We start from the raw sequence: 16345 nt of genomic DNA on the forward strand, positions 1-16345 counted from the left end.
CTGTATCGTTCCTTATAAACGTGCCTTGACCCAATCTGTAACGGAAGCTAGTGCAGCAGCCAGATGCTCGGGTTGCGTGCCGCCGGCCATCGCCATGTCCGGTGCCGCTGCGACACGGTGGCGGCGCAGCCGCTTTGGTGCGGTCGCAGCGAGCAAGGCCGGACTCACCAAACTCATAACTTTGCCTTCAGCCAGACTGAAACCGAAGCCAGTGCCGCAGCCAGATTCTCCGGTTGCGTGCCGCCTGCCATCGCCATGTCCGGCCTCCCCCCGCCTTTGCCGCCGACCTGCTGCGCAACCATGTTCACCAGTTCTCCAGCCTTGATTTTCGCGGTCAGGCCGGAAGTCACACCGGCAGCCAGGCTAATCTTATCACCGTCCACCGCCGCCAGCACGATGGCGGCATTCCCGAGCTTATCCTTGAGCTTGTCCATGGTCTCGCGCAGGGCCGTTGCATCCGCGCCTTCCAGTCTGGCCGCGAGCACCTTCACACCACCGATGTCCTGCGCCTGATTGACCAACTCGTCGCCCTGCGCGGAGGCGAGTTTCGACTTCAAGGCGGCGAGCTCCTTCTCCAGTGACTTCACGCTATCGAGAATCTGCGCGACGCGCGCTGCTGCTTCCTGCGGCTGTGCCTTCACGGCGGCGGCGACCTGCTGCAACTGCGCCTCCTGCTGCTGCACCAGCGCCAGCGCGCCCTCGCCGGTCACCGCCTCGACGCGCCGCACACCCGCCGCCACGCCGCTCTCCGCGACGATCTTGAACAGGCCGATGTCTCCGGTGCGAGCGACATGCGTACCACCGCACAGCTCGCGGCTGGAGCCGATGTCCAGCACGCGCACCTCGTCGCCGTACTTCTCCCCGAACAGCATCATCGCGCCGGTCTTCTGCGCGTCCTCGATCGGCATCACGCGCGCCCGGCATTCGGCATTGGCCAGAATTTCCGAGTTCACGATGGCTTCCACCCTGCGGATTTCCGCATCGCTCAGCGGCTGCGTGTGCGCAAAGTCGAAGCGTGTCTTGTCGGGATCGACCTGCGAACCCTTCTGCTGCACGTGTGCACCCAGCACCTCGCGCAGCGCCTTGTGCATCAAATGCGTCGCCGAGTGGTTGCGCATCGTGCGGTAGCGCGCCGCAGCATCCACTCTGGCGGTCACGCTGTTGCCGACGGTCAGCTTGCCGGTCGTCACCGTCCCGTGGTGGCCGAACACCGTCGCCTGGATCTTCTGCGTGTCCTCGACGGCGAAGATACCGTGCACGCTGCGCAGCTCGCCGCGGTCGCCGACCTGGCCGCCGGATTCGGCATAGAACGGCGTATCGTCCAGCACCACCACGCCAAGATCGCCCTCGACGAGTTCATTCACCTCGACGCCGTCCTTGTACAGCGCGAGGATGTTGCCCTTGTGCTCCAGCGTGTCGTAGCCGCGGAAAATTGTCGCCGGGCCTGAGTATTCGAGGTTCGCCGCCATCTTGAACTTGCCCGCCGCACGCGCCTGTTCCTTCTGCCGCGCCATGGCGGAGTTGAAACCCGCTTCATCTACCTTTACACCATGTTCGCGACATACATCCTGAGTTAGGTCGAGCGGGAAGCCATAGGTATCGTGCAGCTTGAACGCAAGATCGCCATTCAAAATCTTTGCGGGAGCATTAGAGATTAATCTTCCTTGAGAATCAGCAGCAGATTGAAGATGCTTCAATACGTCACTAGCGCTAGCACCGGATTTCAATATGCCATCAAGATTCAGCGTATTCCGAGTTGTCTCAAGCTCAATCTGCGACAACGCAGCCTCAAGGATGGCCATGCCGTGCTCGATGGTCGTGAAGAAGCGCTCCTCCTCTTGCTTCAGCACCTCCATCACGCGCACCTGAGCGGCGGTGAGATCGGGATAGGCCGCACCCATCTGCTCGACCAGGTCCGGCACGATCTTGTAGAAAAACGCTTCACGTGCGCCGAGCTTGTAGCCGTGGCGGATCGCGCGGCGGATGATGCGGCGCAGCACGTAGCCGCGCCCCTCGTTACCGGGAATCACGCCGTCGGCGATCAGGAAGGAGCAGGCGCGGATATGGTCGGCCAGCACCCTGAGTGAGGGCGAATCCATGTCCGCGTCCGAGGTCTCGCGCGCCGCCGCCTTGATGAGGTGACGGAACAGGTCGATCTCGTAGTTGGAGTGCACATGCTGCAACACCGCCGAGATGCGCTCCAGCCCCATGCCGGTATCCACCGAGGGCTTGGGCAGCGGGTGCATCACGCCGTGCTCGTCGCGGTTGAACTGCATGAACACGTTGTTCCAGATTTCGATGTAGCGGTCGCCGTCTTCTTCCGGCGTGCCGGGCAGGCCGCCGCGGATATGCGCGCCGTGGTCGTAGAAAATCTCGGTGCAGGGGCCGCAGGGGCCGGTGTCGCCCATCATCCAGAAGTTGTCCGAGGCGTAGCGCGCGCCCTTATTGTCGCCGATGCGGATCACGCGTGAGGCTTCGAGGCCGATCTCCTTGGTCCAGATGTCGTAGGCCTCGTCGTCCTCGGCATACACGGTGACATAGAGTTTTTCCTTGGGCAGCCTGAACACCTCGGTCAGCAGTTCCCAGGCGTACCCGATCGCGTCGCGCTTGAAGTAGTCGCCGAAGCTGAAGTTGCCGAGCATCTCAAAGAAGGTGTGGTGGCGCGCGGTGTAGCCGACGTTCTCCAGGTCGTTGTGCTTGCCGCCGGCGCGCACGCACTTCTGGCTCGATGCGGCGCGCGTGTAGGGGCGCTTGTCGAAGCCGAGGAACACGTCCTTGAACTGGTTCATCCCCGCGTTGGTGAACAACAGCGTCGGGTCGTCGTGCGGCACGAGCGAACTGGAGGGAACGACGGTATGGCCCTTGGAGGCGAAGTAGTCCAGGAATTTCTGGCGGATTTCACTGCTTTTCATTGTGCACCGGATATGGCGTTATTCATCGGAAGACCGCTCCACGAGCGGAATCAGGCGCGAATCATACCATTTGACGGGCTTGAGCGGCAGGTCGGAGACAGAGAGCAGACTCGATTCAGACTGAGCCGTCTTCGGGGTTGTCGGCTTGCAGTATTTTGAAGATCGCATCCATGGAGAATCCGCGCGATTGCAGGAAGCGCACCTGCCGGGCTTTTTCCCTGGCGTCCTGCGGCAGTGCGCCGAACTTCTTCTGCCACACGTTGCGCGCCGCATCCAGTTCGGTTTCCTTCAGGCCCGGCAACGCCTCGCCGATCAGATCTTCCGCAATGCCTTTCTGGCGCAGCTCCTGCGCGATGCGTTGCATGCCGAAGCGGCTGCGTTTGGCATGCAGCAGTTGCGTCGCTGCACGGGCATCGGACAGCCAGCCGCGTGAAGTCAGGTCGTCCAGCAGCGCGTCGAGGTCTTCACCTTCTTGCACATGGGGCAGCAACTTGCCGCGCAGTTCGGCGCGGCTGTATTCGCGGCGCGCGAGGTATTGCAGGGTGCGCGCGCGCAGGCTCAACTCAGGCTTTTTCCTCACCCGGGTGCCCAGCCAAAAGTTTCTCGGAAGCCTTGGAAGCTGATTTTGCGCCGGCCTTCTCGGCCTTCACCGGCTTTTCGACGCCCTCCAGCAGCGCCACGCCGAATGCCTCGCGCACCCGGTTCTCGATCTCGAAGGCGACTTCCGGATGTTCGCGCAGATACTCGCGCGCGTTGTCCTTGCCCTGCCCGATCTTCTCGCCCTTGTAGGCGTACCAGGCGCCGGACTTGTCGACCAGCTTCTGCTGCACGCCCAGCTCGATGATCTCGCCCTCGCGCGAGATGCCCTCGCCGTACAGGATGTCGAACATCGCCTCGCGGAACGGCGGCGCGACCTTGTTCTTGACCACCTTGACGCGCGTCTCGTTGCCGATCACCTCGTCGCCCTTCTTGATACTGCCGATGCGGCGAATGTCGAGGCGCACCGAAGCATAGAACTTGAGCGCGTTGCCGCCGGTGGTGGTTTCCGGGTTGCCGAACATCACGCCGATCTTCATGCGAATTTGATTAATGAAAATCACCAGGGTGTTGGAGCGCTTGATGTTGGCGGTCAGCTTGCGCAGCGCCTGCGACATCAGGCGTGCATGCAGGCCCATCTGCGCATCGCCCATCTCGCCTTCGATTTCCGCCTTGGGTGTCAGCGCGGCGACCGAGTCGATCACCACCACGTCCACCGAGGAGGAACGCACCAGCATGTCGGCGATTTCCAGCGCCTGTTCGCCGTTGTCCGGCTGCGAAATCAGCAGGTCTTCCACCTTCACGCCGAGTTTCTGCGCGTACTGCGGATCGAGCGCATGCTCCGCGTCGATGAACGCCGCCGTGCCGCCGAGCTTCTGCATCTCCGCGATGACCTGCAGGGTTAGCGTGGTCTTGCCGGAAGATTCCGGCCCGTAGATTTCCACCACCCTGCCGCGCGGCAGGCCGCCCACACCGAGCGCGATGTCCAGCCCCAGCGAACCGGTCGAAACCACCTGGATGTCCTTTGCCACGTCGTGCTCGCCGAGGCGCATGATCGAGCCCTTGCCGAACTGTTTTTCGATCTGGCTCAGTGCCGCCGCGAGCGCTTTGCTCTTGTTGTCATCCATCACGATCTCCCCTTTTGAAATTGGTGCCGGATTGTGGCACATCAATTTTGATTTGTACAGAACGTTCGTTCTTTATATTAATTCAGGCGATTTTCGTGCGCCGCCCGAGCAGGTCGAGCACGCCCTGCAACGCGATATGCACGGACTGCGCGCGCACTTCGGCACGGCTGCCGTTGAGTTGGCGGCGCTGCGCGTGGGTCACGCCGTTTTTGAGACCCCACGCGAACCACACCGTGCCGACCGGTTTGTCCGGCGTGCCGCCGCCCGGCCCGGCGATGCCGCTCACCGCCACGGCCACCTGCGCCGCGCTGTGGGCCAGCGCGCCCGCCACCATCTCGCGCACCGCCGCCTCGGACACCGCGCCATGCTGAGTGAGCGTTGCCTCGCTCACGCCCAGCATCTGCTGCTTGGCCAGGTTGGAATAGGTGATGAAGCCGCGCTCGAACCATGCCGAACTGCCCGCCACGTCGGTGATGGCCTGCGCCACGCCGCCGCCGGTACAGGATTCCGCCGTCACCAGCTTCAGGCCGTGTGCCTTCAGCGCCCCGCCGACTTGTGCGGCAAGGACATCCATTACAGGCCGCGCGCCAGATCGTTCTGTATATCGACCACCGCCTCCAGCCCCACAGCGATGCGGATCAGGCCGTCCGTGATGCCCGCTGCTGCACGCGCCTCGGGCGCGATGCGCCCGTGGGTGGTGCTCGCCGGATGGGTGATGGTGGTCTTGGTGTCGCCGAGGTTGGCAGTGATCGAGACCATGCGCGTATTGTCGATCACGCGCCAGGCCGCCCCTTTCCCGCCCTTCACCTCGAACGACACGATGCCGCCGCCGCTCTTCTGCTGGCGCATGGCCAGCTCATGCTGCGGATGCGATGGCAGACCCGGATAGAAAACGCGCGCCACGTTGGGCTGCGCCTCCAGCCAGCGCGCCAGTTCCAGCGAGTTGGCGCTGTGCGCGTCCATGCGGATTTTCAGCGTCTCCATGCCTTTCAGGAATATCCAGGCATTGAACGCGCTCATCGTCGGCCCGGCGGTGCGCAGGAAGCCGTACACGCCCTCCATGTTCTTTTTGCTGCCCAGCACCGCGCCGCCCAGCACGCGCCCTTGCCCATCGATGTACTTGGTCGCAGAGTGGATCACGATGTCCGCGCCGAGGTCGAACGGGCGCTGCAGGATCGGCGTGCAGAAGCAGTTGTCCACCGCGAGCAGCGCGCCGCAACCCTTCGCCACCGCAGCGATCGTGGCGATGTCGGAAATCTCGGTGAGCGGGTTGGACGGCGTCTCCAGGAAGAACAGTCGGGTGTTCGGGCGCACTGCCGCAGCCCACTCGGACGGGTCGGTCGCGGAGACGTAAGTCGTCTCCACGCCGAATTTCCTGATGACGTTGTTGAACAGATTGATGGTCGCACCGAAGATGCTGCGCGAGGCGACGATGTGGTCGCCGCTCTTGAGCAGCCCCATCACGCACGCCAGGATCGCCGACATGCCCGAGGCCGTGGCGACACACTGCTCCGCGCCTTCCAAGGCGGCGAGACGCTCCTCGAACATCGTCACGGTCGGATTGGTGAAGCGCGAATAGATGTTGCCAGGCTCCGCGTCGCTGAAACGAGCGGCGGCCTGCGCGGCACTCTCGAAGGTGAAGCTGGAAGTCAGGAACAGCGCCTCGCTGTTCTCGCCGAATTGGCTTTGCACCGCTCCGGCGCGCACCGCCAGAGTTTCCGGTTGGTATTTTTGTTCGCTCATCTCACTCTCAATATTTCTGGTTTATGTTCTCTGAAAAAACCATAAAAATTCGCGAGGAGGGATGGATGCAAGGCGCACGGAACGCAGAAACCGGAATGTACTTAAAGTACATGAGGATTTCGAGTACCGCGCAACGCCGCATAACCAGCCACTTGGCTGCTGTATTTTTGCAGCCTAGTGGAATGGCTAGTAGTCCCATCAGACGCCCTCCGCAGCAATTTTTTACATCGACGATGCGCTCATCACCAGATCCAGTTCCATCTGATCGTCGTCCATCGGTCTGTCGGCTTTCCCGTCGCCGCGCCGCGCTTCCACCATGTCCAAGTACTGCGGCGTGATATCGCCGGTGATGTAATTTCCGTCGAAACACGATGCGTCGAAGTTCGTGATGCCCGGGTTGAGCTTGCGCACCGCCGCCTTGAGGTCTTTGAGGTCCTGGTAAATCAGGCGGTCGGCGCTGATCTCGCGGCAGATTTGCTCGTCGTTGCGCCCGGTGGCGATCAGTTCCGCGCGGCTCGGCATGTCGATGCCGTACACGTTCGGGAAACAGACCGGCGGTGCAGCCGAGGCGAAATACACCTTCAGCGCGCCGGCATCGCGCGCCATCTGCACGATCTCGCGGCTGGTGGTGCCGCGCACGATGGAGTCGTCCACCAGCAGCACGTTCTTGCCCTTGAATTCCAGGCCAATGGCATTCAGCTTCTGGCGCACCGATTTCTTGCGCATCGCCTGGCCGGGCATGATGAAGGTGCGGCCGATGTAGCGGTTCTTCACGAAGCCTTCGCGAAACGGGAGGCCGAGGCGGTTTGCGAGTTGCAACGCACTGGGGCGGCTGGAATCGGGGATCGGGATAACCACGTCGATGTCCACTCCGTCCCATTCGCGCTTGAGCTTGTCGGCAAGGTATTCGCCCATGATAAGGCGCGTCTCATAGACCGACACGCCGTCGATCACCGAATCGGGGCGCGCAAGGTAGACATACTCGAAGATACACGGGTTCAGGCTGGGGCTTTCGCTACATTGGCGGCTGTGCATGTTGCCGTCGAAGTCGACGAATATCGCCTCGCCGGGCGCAACATCTCGCAGAAACTTGAAGCCCAGCGTATCCAGCGCAACGCTCTCCGAGGCGATCAGGTATTCAGGCCCATGCTCGGCCTCGTGCAAGCCCACCACCAGCGGGCGGATGCCGTGGCTATCGCGGAACGCCAGCAGGCCGTAGCCTGCGATCATCGCGACCACGGCATAGGCACCGCGGCAGCGCCGGTGCACACCGGAGACCGCGGCAAAAATGGTCGGCACATCCAGACGCAGCCCTTTGGACTTGGCCTGCAACTCGTGCGCCAGCACATTCAGCAACACTTCCGAATCGGAGTTGGTGTTGACGTGGCGCAGGTCTTCTGCGAACAGTTGCCGCTTGAGTTCCTCGGTGTTGGTCAGGTTACCGTTGTGCCCGAGCACGATGCCGAACGGCGAATTCACGTAGAACGGCTGCGCCTCGTTGTGGTCCACCGCGGAACCGGCGGTGGGATAGCGCACATGCCCGATGCCCGCATTGCCGGTCAGCGCGCGCATGTTGCGCGTGCGGAACACGTCGCGCACCAGCCCGTTGCCCTTGTGCAGATGGAAGGTGCGCCCGTCCAGCGTGGCGATGCCGGCGGCATCCTGGCCGCGATGCTGCAAGACCTGCAGGCCGTCATACAGCAACTGGTTGGCCGGTGTTTGCGAGACTACTCCGAGTATGCCGCACATGATTCACTACCCCAAAAATTAACTACCCAGAAACCAAACTAACTGCGGGCACCGTAACGGATGCGCCGCGCGATGCTGTCCGGCAACCATGCCTTGGTCAGCAAGGCAACATTTTCCGCCGCCCGGCTCGTCTGCGCGCCGCGCCAGAACGGCTGCTCCGGAATGGCCGTCAGTCCGGCCAACCACACCAGCGCGAGGATCACCAGCACGCCGCGCAACACGCCGAACAGCGCGCCCAGCGACCTGTCCAGCCAGCCCAGCCCGACCGCCTTCACCAGCCTGGAGAGCAGCCAAGCCAGCACACCCCACACGATCAGGGCGGCAATGAATACTGCAGCATAGCCCAGTGCGAGCCGCACCGTCTCCTGCGTTCCCGGCATCAACGGCGCGACGCTGCCGCCATACAGCTTGCCCAGCACGAACGCGACTGGCCAGCCCGCCAGCGACAGCACTTCGTAAACCATGCCGCGCCACACACCGATCAACAGCGAAACCAGCATGACCGCGATTACAGCAAAATCAAATCCGGTCATTTGGCGCTGGTCACCACCGGATGCAGCCCGTGTTTTTCCAGCAACAGGCGCACCTTCTCGGCCTTGTCGCGCTCCGCATACGGCCCGACGCGCACTCGGGTCTTGTCGCCGGCCTTTTCGGTATAAGCCCTGAAACCCAGCTTCTTCAGCCGATCCGCTTCCAGTTTTGCGGTATTGGGGTTGGCGTAGGCACCGACCTGCGCGACGAAGCTTTCGCCGCTCGGTTTGGCCGCACTCTTCGCTCCCGCCGCTTCCGGCTGTTTATTGGCGGCTTGTATCTTGCCCTGCGCTTCAACCTTGGGGTTGCCTGCGGCAGCTGCCGCAGCCACCGGTTTGGCCTGTGCCACGGCGGAAGCCGCAACTGCCGAAGCGGCAGCCGGCGCAGCCTCGACTGCAGAGACGGCCAGCGGCGCAGCCTGCGCCACCTCGGAAGCCGCCGCGCCCGGCACGAATTCGCCGACCTTGTCGGGCGCCGGGATGCGCAACTCGATGTCCTGCCCGGTGGACTTGGGCTCGCTGTCCAGCACCATCGGCAGGATCACCACCACCGCGAGCGTAAGCGCAACCGCCCCGATCAGGCGGCGGCGCGCCTTGCGCCTGAGGTCCAGTTCGTCGTCTGTCGGTTGTTTTGCCATGCCTGGTAAACCTTTGGAAAAATCCTAAAACTTCAGTCCTTTTGCTGCCATGACTTCCGCCACGGTGTAGAACGAACCGAAGGCGGCAATTCTATCATCTTCACCCGCCTCGTTATAGGCATGGCGCAACGCCTCTTCGACGCTATCGAAGGTCTGTATCGCACCGCGCACACCGGCACTTTGCAGCACTTGCGCCAGTTCCGCGGCAGTCGCGCCGCGCGGCGCATTGATGCCCGCGACCAGCCAGGTGTCGATATATGGATCGAGCGCCGCCGCCACCCCCGCCATGTCCTTGTCCTTCAGCATCGCGAACACCGCAAAGGTCTTCGCGGGCGGCATGCTGGCGAGATTCTGCGCCAGCGAACGCGCCGCATGCGGGTTGTGCGCCACGTCGAGGATCAGCTTCGGCCGGCCCGGTATGACCTGGAAACGCCCCGCAAGTTGCACCTCGACCAGCCCGCGCCGCACCGCCTCCATGCTCACCGGCAATTTATCCTTGAGCGCATCCAGCGCCGCGAGCGCCGCGCTCGCGTTGTTGAGTTGGAACGCGCCGCGCAACGCGGGATAGGACAGCGCGTTGCGCGCGCCGATTTTGCTGCAATAGTCCCACTGCCCCTGATGCGGCGAAAAGCCGAACTCGCCGCCGATGCACCACAGTTCCGCGCCGATCTGCTGCGCATGGTTGCGGATCGCCTGCGGCACATCGCTGTCCGCACAGATCGCCACGTGGTCTTTGCGGAATATCCCCGCCTTCTCGAACGCAATTTCCTCACGCGTCTCGCCGAGGTAATCGACGTGATCGATGTCCACGCTGGTGACCACCGCGCAGTCGCTGTCGAACGCATTCACCGCATCCAGCCGGCCGCCCAGCCCGACTTCGAGGATCGCGACCTCCACCTTGTGCTCGACGAAACACAGCATCGCCGCCAGCGTGCCGAACTCGAAATAGGTCAGTGGGGTTTCGCACCGCGCCTGCTCGACCTTCTCGAACGAAGCGCACAGCTCCGCGTCGCCCGCCGATTGCTTGCCGATGCGCACGCGCTCGTTGTAATGCAGCAGGTGCGGCGAGGTGTAGCAGCCGACGCGGTATCCGGCGGCATGCAGGATGGCCTCCAGCATCGCGCACACCGAACCCTTGCCGTTGGTGCCGCCGACCGTGATGATGGAAAAATCGGGATCGAGATTGAGGCGCTGCTTGACCTGCGCCACGCGCTCCATGCCGAGTGCGATGGTCTTGGGGTGCAGGGATTCGAGGTAGGTCAGCCAGCCGGCTAGTGTATTAGGCATCAGATTTTGTAGGGTGCATAAGCGCAGCGCATGCATCAGTATCGTTGAAACATCCGGCGCAATGCCCGTTGGTTATTGCGCCCTACGCTTGCTACTCTGGTTGCCGGCAATCGCTTGGTGAATTTCAGAAGCTGCCAGAAAAATTCGCGAGGAGGGATGGATGCAAGGCGCACGGAACGCAGCAACCGGAATGTACATAAAGTACATGAGGATTGCGAGTACCGCGCAACGCCGCAGACGCCCTCCGCAGCAATTTTAATGGCAGCTTCTAAGCCGCCTCGATCTCCGCGACCGCCGACTGCTTGGTCAGCAGTGTGATCAGCGTCGCAAGCTGGTCGCGCATCTCGCGCCGATCCACGATCATGTCGATCGCGCCGTGCTCGAGCAGAAATTCCGCACGCTGGAAGCCTTCCGGCAGGGTCTCGCGTACTGTCTGCTGGATCACGCGCGCGCCGGCGAAGCCGATCAGCGCGCCGGGTTCGGCGATCACCACGTCGCCGACGAAGGCGAAGCTCGCGGACACGCCGCCCATGGTCGGGTCGGTCAGCACCGGAATGAACGGCAGTTGCGCCTGGCTGAGTTGGGTGAGCGCAGCGCAGGTCTTGGCCATCTGCATCAGCGACAGCAGGCCTTCCTGCATGCGCGCGCCGCCGCTCGCGGAGAAGCAGATGAACGGGCATTGCTGCTCCAGCGCGACCTGCACGCCGCGCACGAAGCGCTCGCCCACCACCGAGCCCATCGAGCCGCCCATGAACTCGAACTCGAATGCGGCGGCGACCACCGGCACCGCATGGATGCTGCCCTGCATCACCACCAGCGCATCCTCCTCGTCGGTGCTCTTCCTGGCGGCGACGAGGCGCTCCGAATACTTGCGGCTGTCCTTGAACTTGAGCGTGTCGACCGGCAGCACTTCCGCGCCGATCTCGAAGCGGCCCTCACCGTCGAGCAGCAAGTCCAAGCGGGTGCGCGCCGAAATGCGGTGGTGGTGGTTGCACTTCGGACAGACGCTCTGATTCTTCTCCAGGTCGGAGTGGTACAGCACCGCCTGGCAGTTCGGGCATTTGTGCCACAGGCCTTCCGGGACGCTCTTCTTGTCCTCGCTCTCGCGGCGCTTGATCTTAGGCGGCAATAATTTCTGGAACCAACTCATAGTATTTCCCTTTTCACCTGGCGTACTCGACAGCACACAGTTTTTCACTTCCCTCTCCCGGCCTTCGGCCACCCTCTCCCGCTTGCGGGAGAGGGGTTGGGGGAGAGGGCTTCAGGCCTGATCGACGGCCTGTCTCAATTCCCTGACCAGCTTGCCCACATTGGCAACGACGTTCTGCCCGTTTGAATTTTCAATTTCCTGCACGATGCGGCTGCCGACCACCACGCCGTCGCTCAGCTTCGCCACCGCCAGCGCGGTCGCGGCATCGCGGATGCCGAAGCCTATGCCGATGGGCAGGTCGATATGCCTGCGCAACTGCGGGATCTTCTGCTCGATGGCGGCCAGGTCGAGGTGCCCTGCACCGGTCACGCCCTTGAGCGACACGTAATACACATAGCCACGCGCCTGCTTCGCGACGAGCGCGACGCGCGCATCGCTGCTGGTCGGTGCGAGCAGGAAAATCGGATCGATACCGTGCCGGGTCAGGTGCGCGAACGCCTCCTGGCTCTCCTCCGGCGGGAAATCCACGGTCAGCGCACCGTCCACGCCCGCCTCGGCGCAACGTCTGGCAAAAGTTCCCCAGCCCATCGCCTCGATCGGGTTGCCGTAGCCCATCAGCACGACGGGCGTGGTCGCATTGCTGCGGCGGAATTCGGCGACCATGTCCAGCACGTGGTGCAGCCCGACGTGGTGCCTGAGCGCGCGCTCGGAGGCGCGCTGGATGGTCGGCCCGTCCGCCATCGGGTCGGAGAACGGCACGCCGAGTTCGATCACGTCCACTCCCGCCTCCACCAGCGCGTGCATCAGCTGCACCGTGAGCGCCGGATTGGGATCGCCCGCCGTGAAGAACGGAATCAGCGCCTTGCGCTTCTTCTGTTTGAGATTCTCGAAAACTGTCTGGATACGGCTCATTACTCATCTTTCCGTGGAAATTTCATTTCACGCATACATCAAGCGCCCGCGCGGTTCTGGAATCTGGCGCCCCAACTCCTGCGCCACTTCGACCCAAGCTGCCATCGCCTCCTGCGCATGATGCAGCGCCTCGTCCTGCGTATCCCCATGCGCCATGCAGCCTGGCAATTCCGGCACTTCCGCGATGAACGCGGCATCCTCTGTGCTCCAGTAAAGAATGATTTCATAACGGTACATGGTTACTCTCCAATCAACTGGTATTTCACGATAATGTGCCTCACCTGCCTGACCTGATAGAGCTTGGCCTTATTGCCCGCGGGCTGGATATTGATGATTTCCTCAACCCCCTCTTTGCTGAACAAGTGGTGGCTGCCCTTGATGCGTTTTTCAAACCCCATGCCCTCCAGCAAAAAGACCAAATCATCGAATGCGATATTCTGGTCGCTGCCCACTTTTAAAACCTGCCATAGAATCTTTTCCAGCTTCCCCATCGCTAAAGTGTGATCCCCTTCAAGCGCGCCACTGTGTTGATGTCCTTGTCGCCGCGCCCGGAAATATTCACCAACATCACCTTATCCTTGCCCATAGCCGGCGCGATCTTGATTGCGTGCGCGAGCGCATGGCTGGATTCCAACGCGGGGATGATGCCCTCGAAGTGGCACAGGTCATGGAAGGCGCGCAGCGCCTCGTCGTCGTCGATCGCGACATATTCGGCGCGCCCGCTATCCTTGAGCCAAGCGTGCTCGGGGCCGACGCCGGGATAATCCAGCCCGGCCGAGATGGAATGGGTCTCGATGATCTGGCCGTCCGCATCCTGCACCAGATAGGTCTTGTTGCCGTGCAGCACGCCGACCGGGCTGTTCGCGGTCAGGGGTGCGGCATGCTCGCCGCTCGCGATGCCATGCCCGCCGGCTTCCACGCCGATCAGTTTCACGCCGGGCATGTCGATGTAGTGGTAGAACACGCCCATCGCGTTGGAGCCGCCGCCGACGCAGGCGATCACCGCATCCGGCTGGCGGCACGCCAGCTCGGGCATCTGCGTCACGCATTCCCGGCTGACGACGGCGTTGAAATCGCGCACCATCATCGGGTACGGGTGCGGCCCGGCCACGGTGCCGATGATGTAGAAGGTGTTCTCGATGTTGGTCACCCAGTCGCGCATCGCCTCGTTGAGCGCATCCTTAAGCGTCTTCGAGCCGCTCTCCACCGGCACGACGGTCGCGCCGAGCAGCTTCATGCGGAATACGTTCGGCGACTGGCGTTGCACGTCCTCTGCGCCCATGTACACCACGCACTCCATGCCGTAGCGCGCCGCGACGGTTGCCGTAGCGACGCCGTGCTGCCCCGCGCCGGTCTCGGCAATCACGCGCTTCTTGCCCATGCGTTTCGCGAGCAGCGCCTGGCCGATGGTGTTGTTCACCTTGTGCGCGCCGGTGTGGTTGAGGTCTTCGCGCTTGAGATAGATTTGCGCGCCGCCGAGGTGCGCCGACAGGTGCTTCGCGTGATAGATCGGGCTGGGGCGGCCCACATAGTGCTTGAGGTCGGCATTCAGTTCGGCGATGAATTCCGGGTCGTTGCGGTATTTCTCGTAGGCCTCTTTCAGTTCTTCCAGCGCGCCCATCAGGGTCTCGGCGACATAAATGCCGCCGTAGGGGCCGAAGTGGCCGGTGTTATCGGGATAGTTGTAAGTCAATCTGCTTAACCTCGTTAATGAATGCGGCGACCTTCGCCGCATCCTTGATTCCTTTGCTCGCCTCCACGCCGCTGGACACGTCCACCGCGTAGGGTCGTACCAGACGGATGGCTTCCGCCACATTGTCGGGATGCAGGCCGCCGGCCAGGATCACCGGCAGCGGCACGGCTTGCGGGATCACCGCCCAGTCGAGCGCCACCCCGGTGCCGCCGTGTGCGCCTTCCACAAAGGCGTCCAGCAATAAACCCTGCGCCATCCGGTAATGCGCCGCGCATTGTATCAAATCCACGTCGTGCCTCACCCGGATCGCCTTGATCCAGGAGCGTCCGAAGCGCGCGCAGAATTCCGGTTCTTCTTCGCCGTGGAACTGCAGCGTGTCCAGCGGCACCTGGCGCAACACTTCACGCATCGCGTCTTCGGCAGGGTTCACGAACAGCCCCACCAGCGTCACGAACGGCGGCAGCACAGCCGCTACCCGTGCAGCCTGCTGGATGCTCACATGACGCGGGCTTTTTTCGTGGAACACCAGCCCGATCGCATCCGCACCGCTCTGCGCGGCGGCCAGCGCATCTTCAGGGCGGGTGATGCCGCATATCTTGACGCGCGTCACAGCAGCTCTCCCAACATTGTTTCGTTTTCCATTTGCGGCAGCCCCCACTTCGCCTCATATTGTATGCGGCGCAAGTATAAGCCATCCGGCGCGAAGGTCGGTGCGGCCATGGTGCGGCTGCGGCCTTCGAGGATTTCCTTCATCCAGTCTGGCGGATGCTTGCCTTTACCGACATAAATCAAACAGCCAACGATGTTGCGCACCATGTGGTGCAGGAAGGCGCCGGCGCTCAGATCGAAGACCAGCATCTCGCCTTGCCGGTAGATGTCCATCTGGCGCAGATGTTTGACCGGAGATTTGGCCTGGCATTCGGACGAGCGGAACGCGCTGAAGTCGTGCTCGCCCAGCAGGTATTCTGCGGCGGCCTGCATCGCCGCGATATCCAGCGGCAGGTGGAACCAGCCCGCCTTGCCGGCATGGAGGGCGCTGCGTACCGGGCGGTTGATCAGCAGGTAGCGATAACTGCGCCCGTGCGCGGAGAAGCGCGCATGAAACTCATCCGGCACCGGATGCGCCCAGCGCACCGCGACGCTCTCCGGCAGCACGGCATTCGTGCCGCGCACCCAGGCGGGAAGCGGACGCTCAACCTGGGTATCGAAATGCACCACCTGCTCCAGCGCATGCACACCGGTGTCCGTACGCCCCGCTGCTATGATTGAAATCGGCTCGCCCGCAATCTGGCTCAACGCGCGCTGCAGCGTGTCCTGCACGGTGCTCTCCTCCGCTTGGCTCTGCCAGCCGCAATAAGGGCGACCATCGTATTCGACACCTAAAGCAACCCTCATCGCAGCGCCCCCCACAACAGCAGCAGCGCGAAGCCCAGCAGCAGCGCATCGCCGATGCCGAAGCGGTGCAGCGGCAGCTCCATGTGCCGGTCGGCCTCGCCGTGCGGCTCGAACAAACCGTTCAGGGTTTCCTGCCAGCCGCCCTTGCTGCGCAGCATCGCGACCTCGGCGTAATGCAGGGTCAACGCGAGCCGCACCGCGAGCCGTTCGCGCGACAACCCGATCAGGCGCAAGGGCGCGAACAGGGTGTAGAGCCCTGCTATCAAATGCTGGCGGTGCAGGCGATCCAGCAGGATCGCCAGCGCGGCCAAAGCGGCCAGCAGGCGGACCAGTTGCAGCGTACCGTCAACCAACCCTTCGCGGGTCGGGCCGAACACACCGAGAGATTCCGGCAACGCCTGGCCCGGCGTGCTCCAGGCGTAGATCAGCAGCAGCGACAGCATGATCCAGCGGGTGCGGCGTACCAGTTGCACGAATTTATGCCGGGAAACGGCGAATGCGCCCAGCAGCACCAGACCGGCGGCTACCAGCAAGGTGCCGGACGCCAGCACCTGCATGGCGGCAACCAGCAGGCACCAGGTCAGGATTTGTGCGGCGGGATGGAATCTCATTCCTGAAATAGTGCTTGAGCCACGAAGGACACGGAGATCACGAATGCTCCCTTAGGATTGC

Annotated in this window: 18 protein-coding genes; all 18 read right to left on the reverse strand. The window is 62.8% G+C overall.

Features of this window, described 5'->3' with window-relative positions:
- Window positions 1-12: 12 nt before the first annotated feature.
- A complete protein-coding gene (locus ACRRNM_RS04590) occupies window positions 13-177 on the reverse strand; it encodes a hypothetical protein (protein ID WP_435627059.1) in 165 nt (54 codons plus the stop codon).
- Window positions 174-2912, reverse strand: coding sequence for an alanine--tRNA ligase (alaS, locus tag ACRRNM_RS04595; protein WP_435627060.1), 2739 nt, complete (start codon window positions 2910-2912; stop codon window positions 174-176). Before alaS ends, ACRRNM_RS04590 begins: the two co-directional genes overlap by 4 nt.
- Window positions 2913-3027: 115 nt before the next feature.
- Entirely contained in the window at window positions 3028-3492 is a 465-nt protein-coding gene (recX, locus tag ACRRNM_RS04600) for a recombination regulator RecX (protein WP_435627061.1), read from the reverse strand.
- Window positions 3476-4576: a recombinase RecA gene (gene recA / locus ACRRNM_RS04605; RefSeq protein ID WP_435627062.1), complete on the reverse strand. Its 1101-nt coding sequence runs from the start codon at window positions 4574-4576 to the stop codon at window positions 3476-3478. The genes recX and recA overlap by 17 nt, the downstream gene beginning before the upstream one ends.
- A gap of 82 nt (window positions 4577-4658) precedes the next feature.
- Window positions 4659-5150, reverse strand: coding sequence for a nicotinamide-nucleotide amidase (pncC, locus tag ACRRNM_RS04610; RefSeq protein ID WP_435627063.1), 492 nt, complete (start codon window positions 5148-5150; stop codon window positions 4659-4661).
- Window positions 5150-6319 (reverse strand): O-succinylhomoserine sulfhydrylase, encoded by a 1170-nt coding sequence (locus tag ACRRNM_RS04615; RefSeq protein WP_435627064.1) that lies wholly within the window; start codon window positions 6317-6319, stop codon window positions 5150-5152. The genes pncC and ACRRNM_RS04615 overlap by 1 nt, the downstream gene beginning before the upstream one ends.
- Window positions 6320-6541: 222 nt before the next feature.
- A complete protein-coding gene (gene purF / locus ACRRNM_RS04620; RefSeq protein ID WP_435627065.1) occupies window positions 6542-8068 on the reverse strand; it encodes an amidophosphoribosyltransferase in 1527 nt (508 codons plus the stop codon).
- 38 nt (window positions 8069-8106) lie between these two features.
- Complete coding sequence (locus ACRRNM_RS04625) at window positions 8107-8601, reverse strand: CvpA family protein (protein ID WP_435627066.1); 495 nt, start codon at window positions 8599-8601, stop codon at window positions 8107-8109.
- Window positions 8598-9236 (reverse strand): SPOR domain-containing protein, encoded by a 639-nt coding sequence (locus ACRRNM_RS04630; protein ID WP_435627067.1) that lies wholly within the window; start codon window positions 9234-9236, stop codon window positions 8598-8600. The genes ACRRNM_RS04625 and ACRRNM_RS04630 overlap by 4 nt, the downstream gene beginning before the upstream one ends.
- 24 nt (window positions 9237-9260) lie before the next feature.
- Window positions 9261-10523, reverse strand: a complete 1263-nt coding sequence (folC, locus tag ACRRNM_RS04635) for a bifunctional tetrahydrofolate synthase/dihydrofolate synthase (RefSeq protein WP_435627068.1) — start codon at window positions 10521-10523, stop codon at window positions 9261-9263.
- A 268-nt stretch (window positions 10524-10791) separates the two neighbouring features.
- A complete protein-coding gene (gene accD, locus ACRRNM_RS04640) occupies window positions 10792-11673 on the reverse strand; it encodes an acetyl-CoA carboxylase, carboxyltransferase subunit beta (RefSeq protein ID WP_435627069.1) in 882 nt (293 codons plus the stop codon).
- 111 nt (window positions 11674-11784) lie between these two features.
- Window positions 11785-12585 carry a tryptophan synthase subunit alpha gene (gene trpA / locus ACRRNM_RS04645; protein WP_435627070.1) on the reverse strand — a complete coding sequence of 267 codons (801 nt, stop codon included), beginning with the start codon at window positions 12583-12585 and terminating at the stop codon, window positions 11785-11787.
- A 27-nt stretch (window positions 12586-12612) separates the two neighbouring features.
- A complete protein-coding gene (locus ACRRNM_RS04650) occupies window positions 12613-12822 on the reverse strand; it encodes a type II toxin-antitoxin system HicB family antitoxin (protein WP_435627071.1) in 210 nt (69 codons plus the stop codon).
- 2 nt (window positions 12823-12824) lie between these two features.
- Complete coding sequence (locus ACRRNM_RS04655; RefSeq protein ID WP_435627072.1) at window positions 12825-13076, reverse strand: type II toxin-antitoxin system HicA family toxin; 252 nt, start codon at window positions 13074-13076, stop codon at window positions 12825-12827.
- A 2-nt stretch (window positions 13077-13078) separates the two neighbouring features.
- Window positions 13079-14320 carry a tryptophan synthase subunit beta gene (gene trpB, locus ACRRNM_RS04660; protein ID WP_435627073.1) on the reverse strand — a complete coding sequence of 414 codons (1242 nt, stop codon included), beginning with the start codon at window positions 14318-14320 and terminating at the stop codon, window positions 13079-13081.
- Entirely contained in the window at window positions 14256-14888 is a 633-nt protein-coding gene (locus tag ACRRNM_RS04665) for a phosphoribosylanthranilate isomerase (RefSeq protein WP_435627074.1), read from the reverse strand. The genes trpB and ACRRNM_RS04665 overlap by 65 nt, the downstream gene beginning before the upstream one ends.
- Window positions 14885-15673, reverse strand: a complete 789-nt coding sequence (gene truA, locus ACRRNM_RS04670; RefSeq protein ID WP_435627075.1) for a tRNA pseudouridine(38-40) synthase TruA — start codon at window positions 15671-15673, stop codon at window positions 14885-14887. The genes ACRRNM_RS04665 and truA overlap by 4 nt, the downstream gene beginning before the upstream one ends.
- Complete coding sequence (locus tag ACRRNM_RS04675; protein WP_435627076.1) at window positions 15670-16284, reverse strand: CbiQ family ECF transporter T component; 615 nt, start codon at window positions 16282-16284, stop codon at window positions 15670-15672. Before ACRRNM_RS04675 ends, truA begins: the two co-directional genes overlap by 4 nt.
- Window positions 16285-16345: the final 61 nt, after the last annotated feature.

Source organism: Ferrigenium straubiae, from assembly GCF_051257895.1.
Lineage (GTDB): Bacteria > Pseudomonadota > Gammaproteobacteria > Burkholderiales > Gallionellaceae > Gallionella > Gallionella straubiae.

Bases quoted from the DNA above. Each gene is read 5' to 3' on its own strand.
- ACRRNM_RS04590 (WP_435627059.1), bottom strand. From the start codon at position 177: ATGAGTTTGGTGAGTCCGGCCTTGCTCGCTGCGACCGCACCAAAGCGG.
- alaS (WP_435627060.1), bottom strand. From the start codon at position 2,912: ATGAAAAGCAGTGAAATCCGCCAGAAATTCCTGGACTACTTCGCCTCC.
- recA (WP_435627062.1), bottom strand. From the start codon at position 4,576: ATGGATGACAACAAGAGCAAAGCGCTCGCGGCGGCACTGAGCCAGATC.
- pncC (WP_435627063.1), bottom strand. From the start codon at position 5,150: ATGGATGTCCTTGCCGCACAAGTCGGCGGGGCGCTGAAGGCACACGGC.
- ACRRNM_RS04615 (WP_435627064.1), bottom strand. From the start codon at position 6,319: ATGAGCGAACAAAAATACCAACCGGAAACTCTGGCGGTGCGCGCCGGA.
- purF (WP_435627065.1), bottom strand. From the start codon at position 8,068: ATGTGCGGCATACTCGGAGTAGTCTCGCAAACACCGGCCAACCAGTTG.
- ACRRNM_RS04625 (WP_435627066.1), bottom strand. From the start codon at position 8,601: ATGACCGGATTTGATTTTGCTGTAATCGCGGTCATGCTGGTTTCGCTG.
- ACRRNM_RS04630 (WP_435627067.1), bottom strand. From the start codon at position 9,236: ATGGCAAAACAACCGACAGACGACGAACTGGACCTCAGGCGCAAGGCG.
- folC (WP_435627068.1), bottom strand. From the start codon at position 10,523: ATGCCTAATACACTAGCCGGCTGGCTGACCTACCTCGAATCCCTGCAC.
- accD (WP_435627069.1), bottom strand. From the start codon at position 11,673: ATGAGTTGGTTCCAGAAATTATTGCCGCCTAAGATCAAGCGCCGCGAG.
- trpA (WP_435627070.1), bottom strand. From the start codon at position 12,585: ATGAGCCGTATCCAGACAGTTTTCGAGAATCTCAAACAGAAGAAGCGC.
- ACRRNM_RS04650 (WP_435627071.1), bottom strand. From the start codon at position 12,822: ATGTACCGTTATGAAATCATTCTTTACTGGAGCACAGAGGATGCCGCG.
- ACRRNM_RS04655 (WP_435627072.1), bottom strand. From the start codon at position 13,076: ATGGGGAAGCTGGAAAAGATTCTATGGCAGGTTTTAAAAGTGGGCAGC.
- trpB (WP_435627073.1), bottom strand. From the start codon at position 14,320: ATGCGGCGAAGGTCGCCGCATTCATTAACGAGGTTAAGCAGATTGACT.
- truA (WP_435627075.1), bottom strand. From the start codon at position 15,673: ATGAGGGTTGCTTTAGGTGTCGAATACGATGGTCGCCCTTATTGCGGC.
- ACRRNM_RS04675 (WP_435627076.1), bottom strand. From the start codon at position 16,284: ATGAGATTCCATCCCGCCGCACAAATCCTGACCTGGTGCCTGCTGGTT.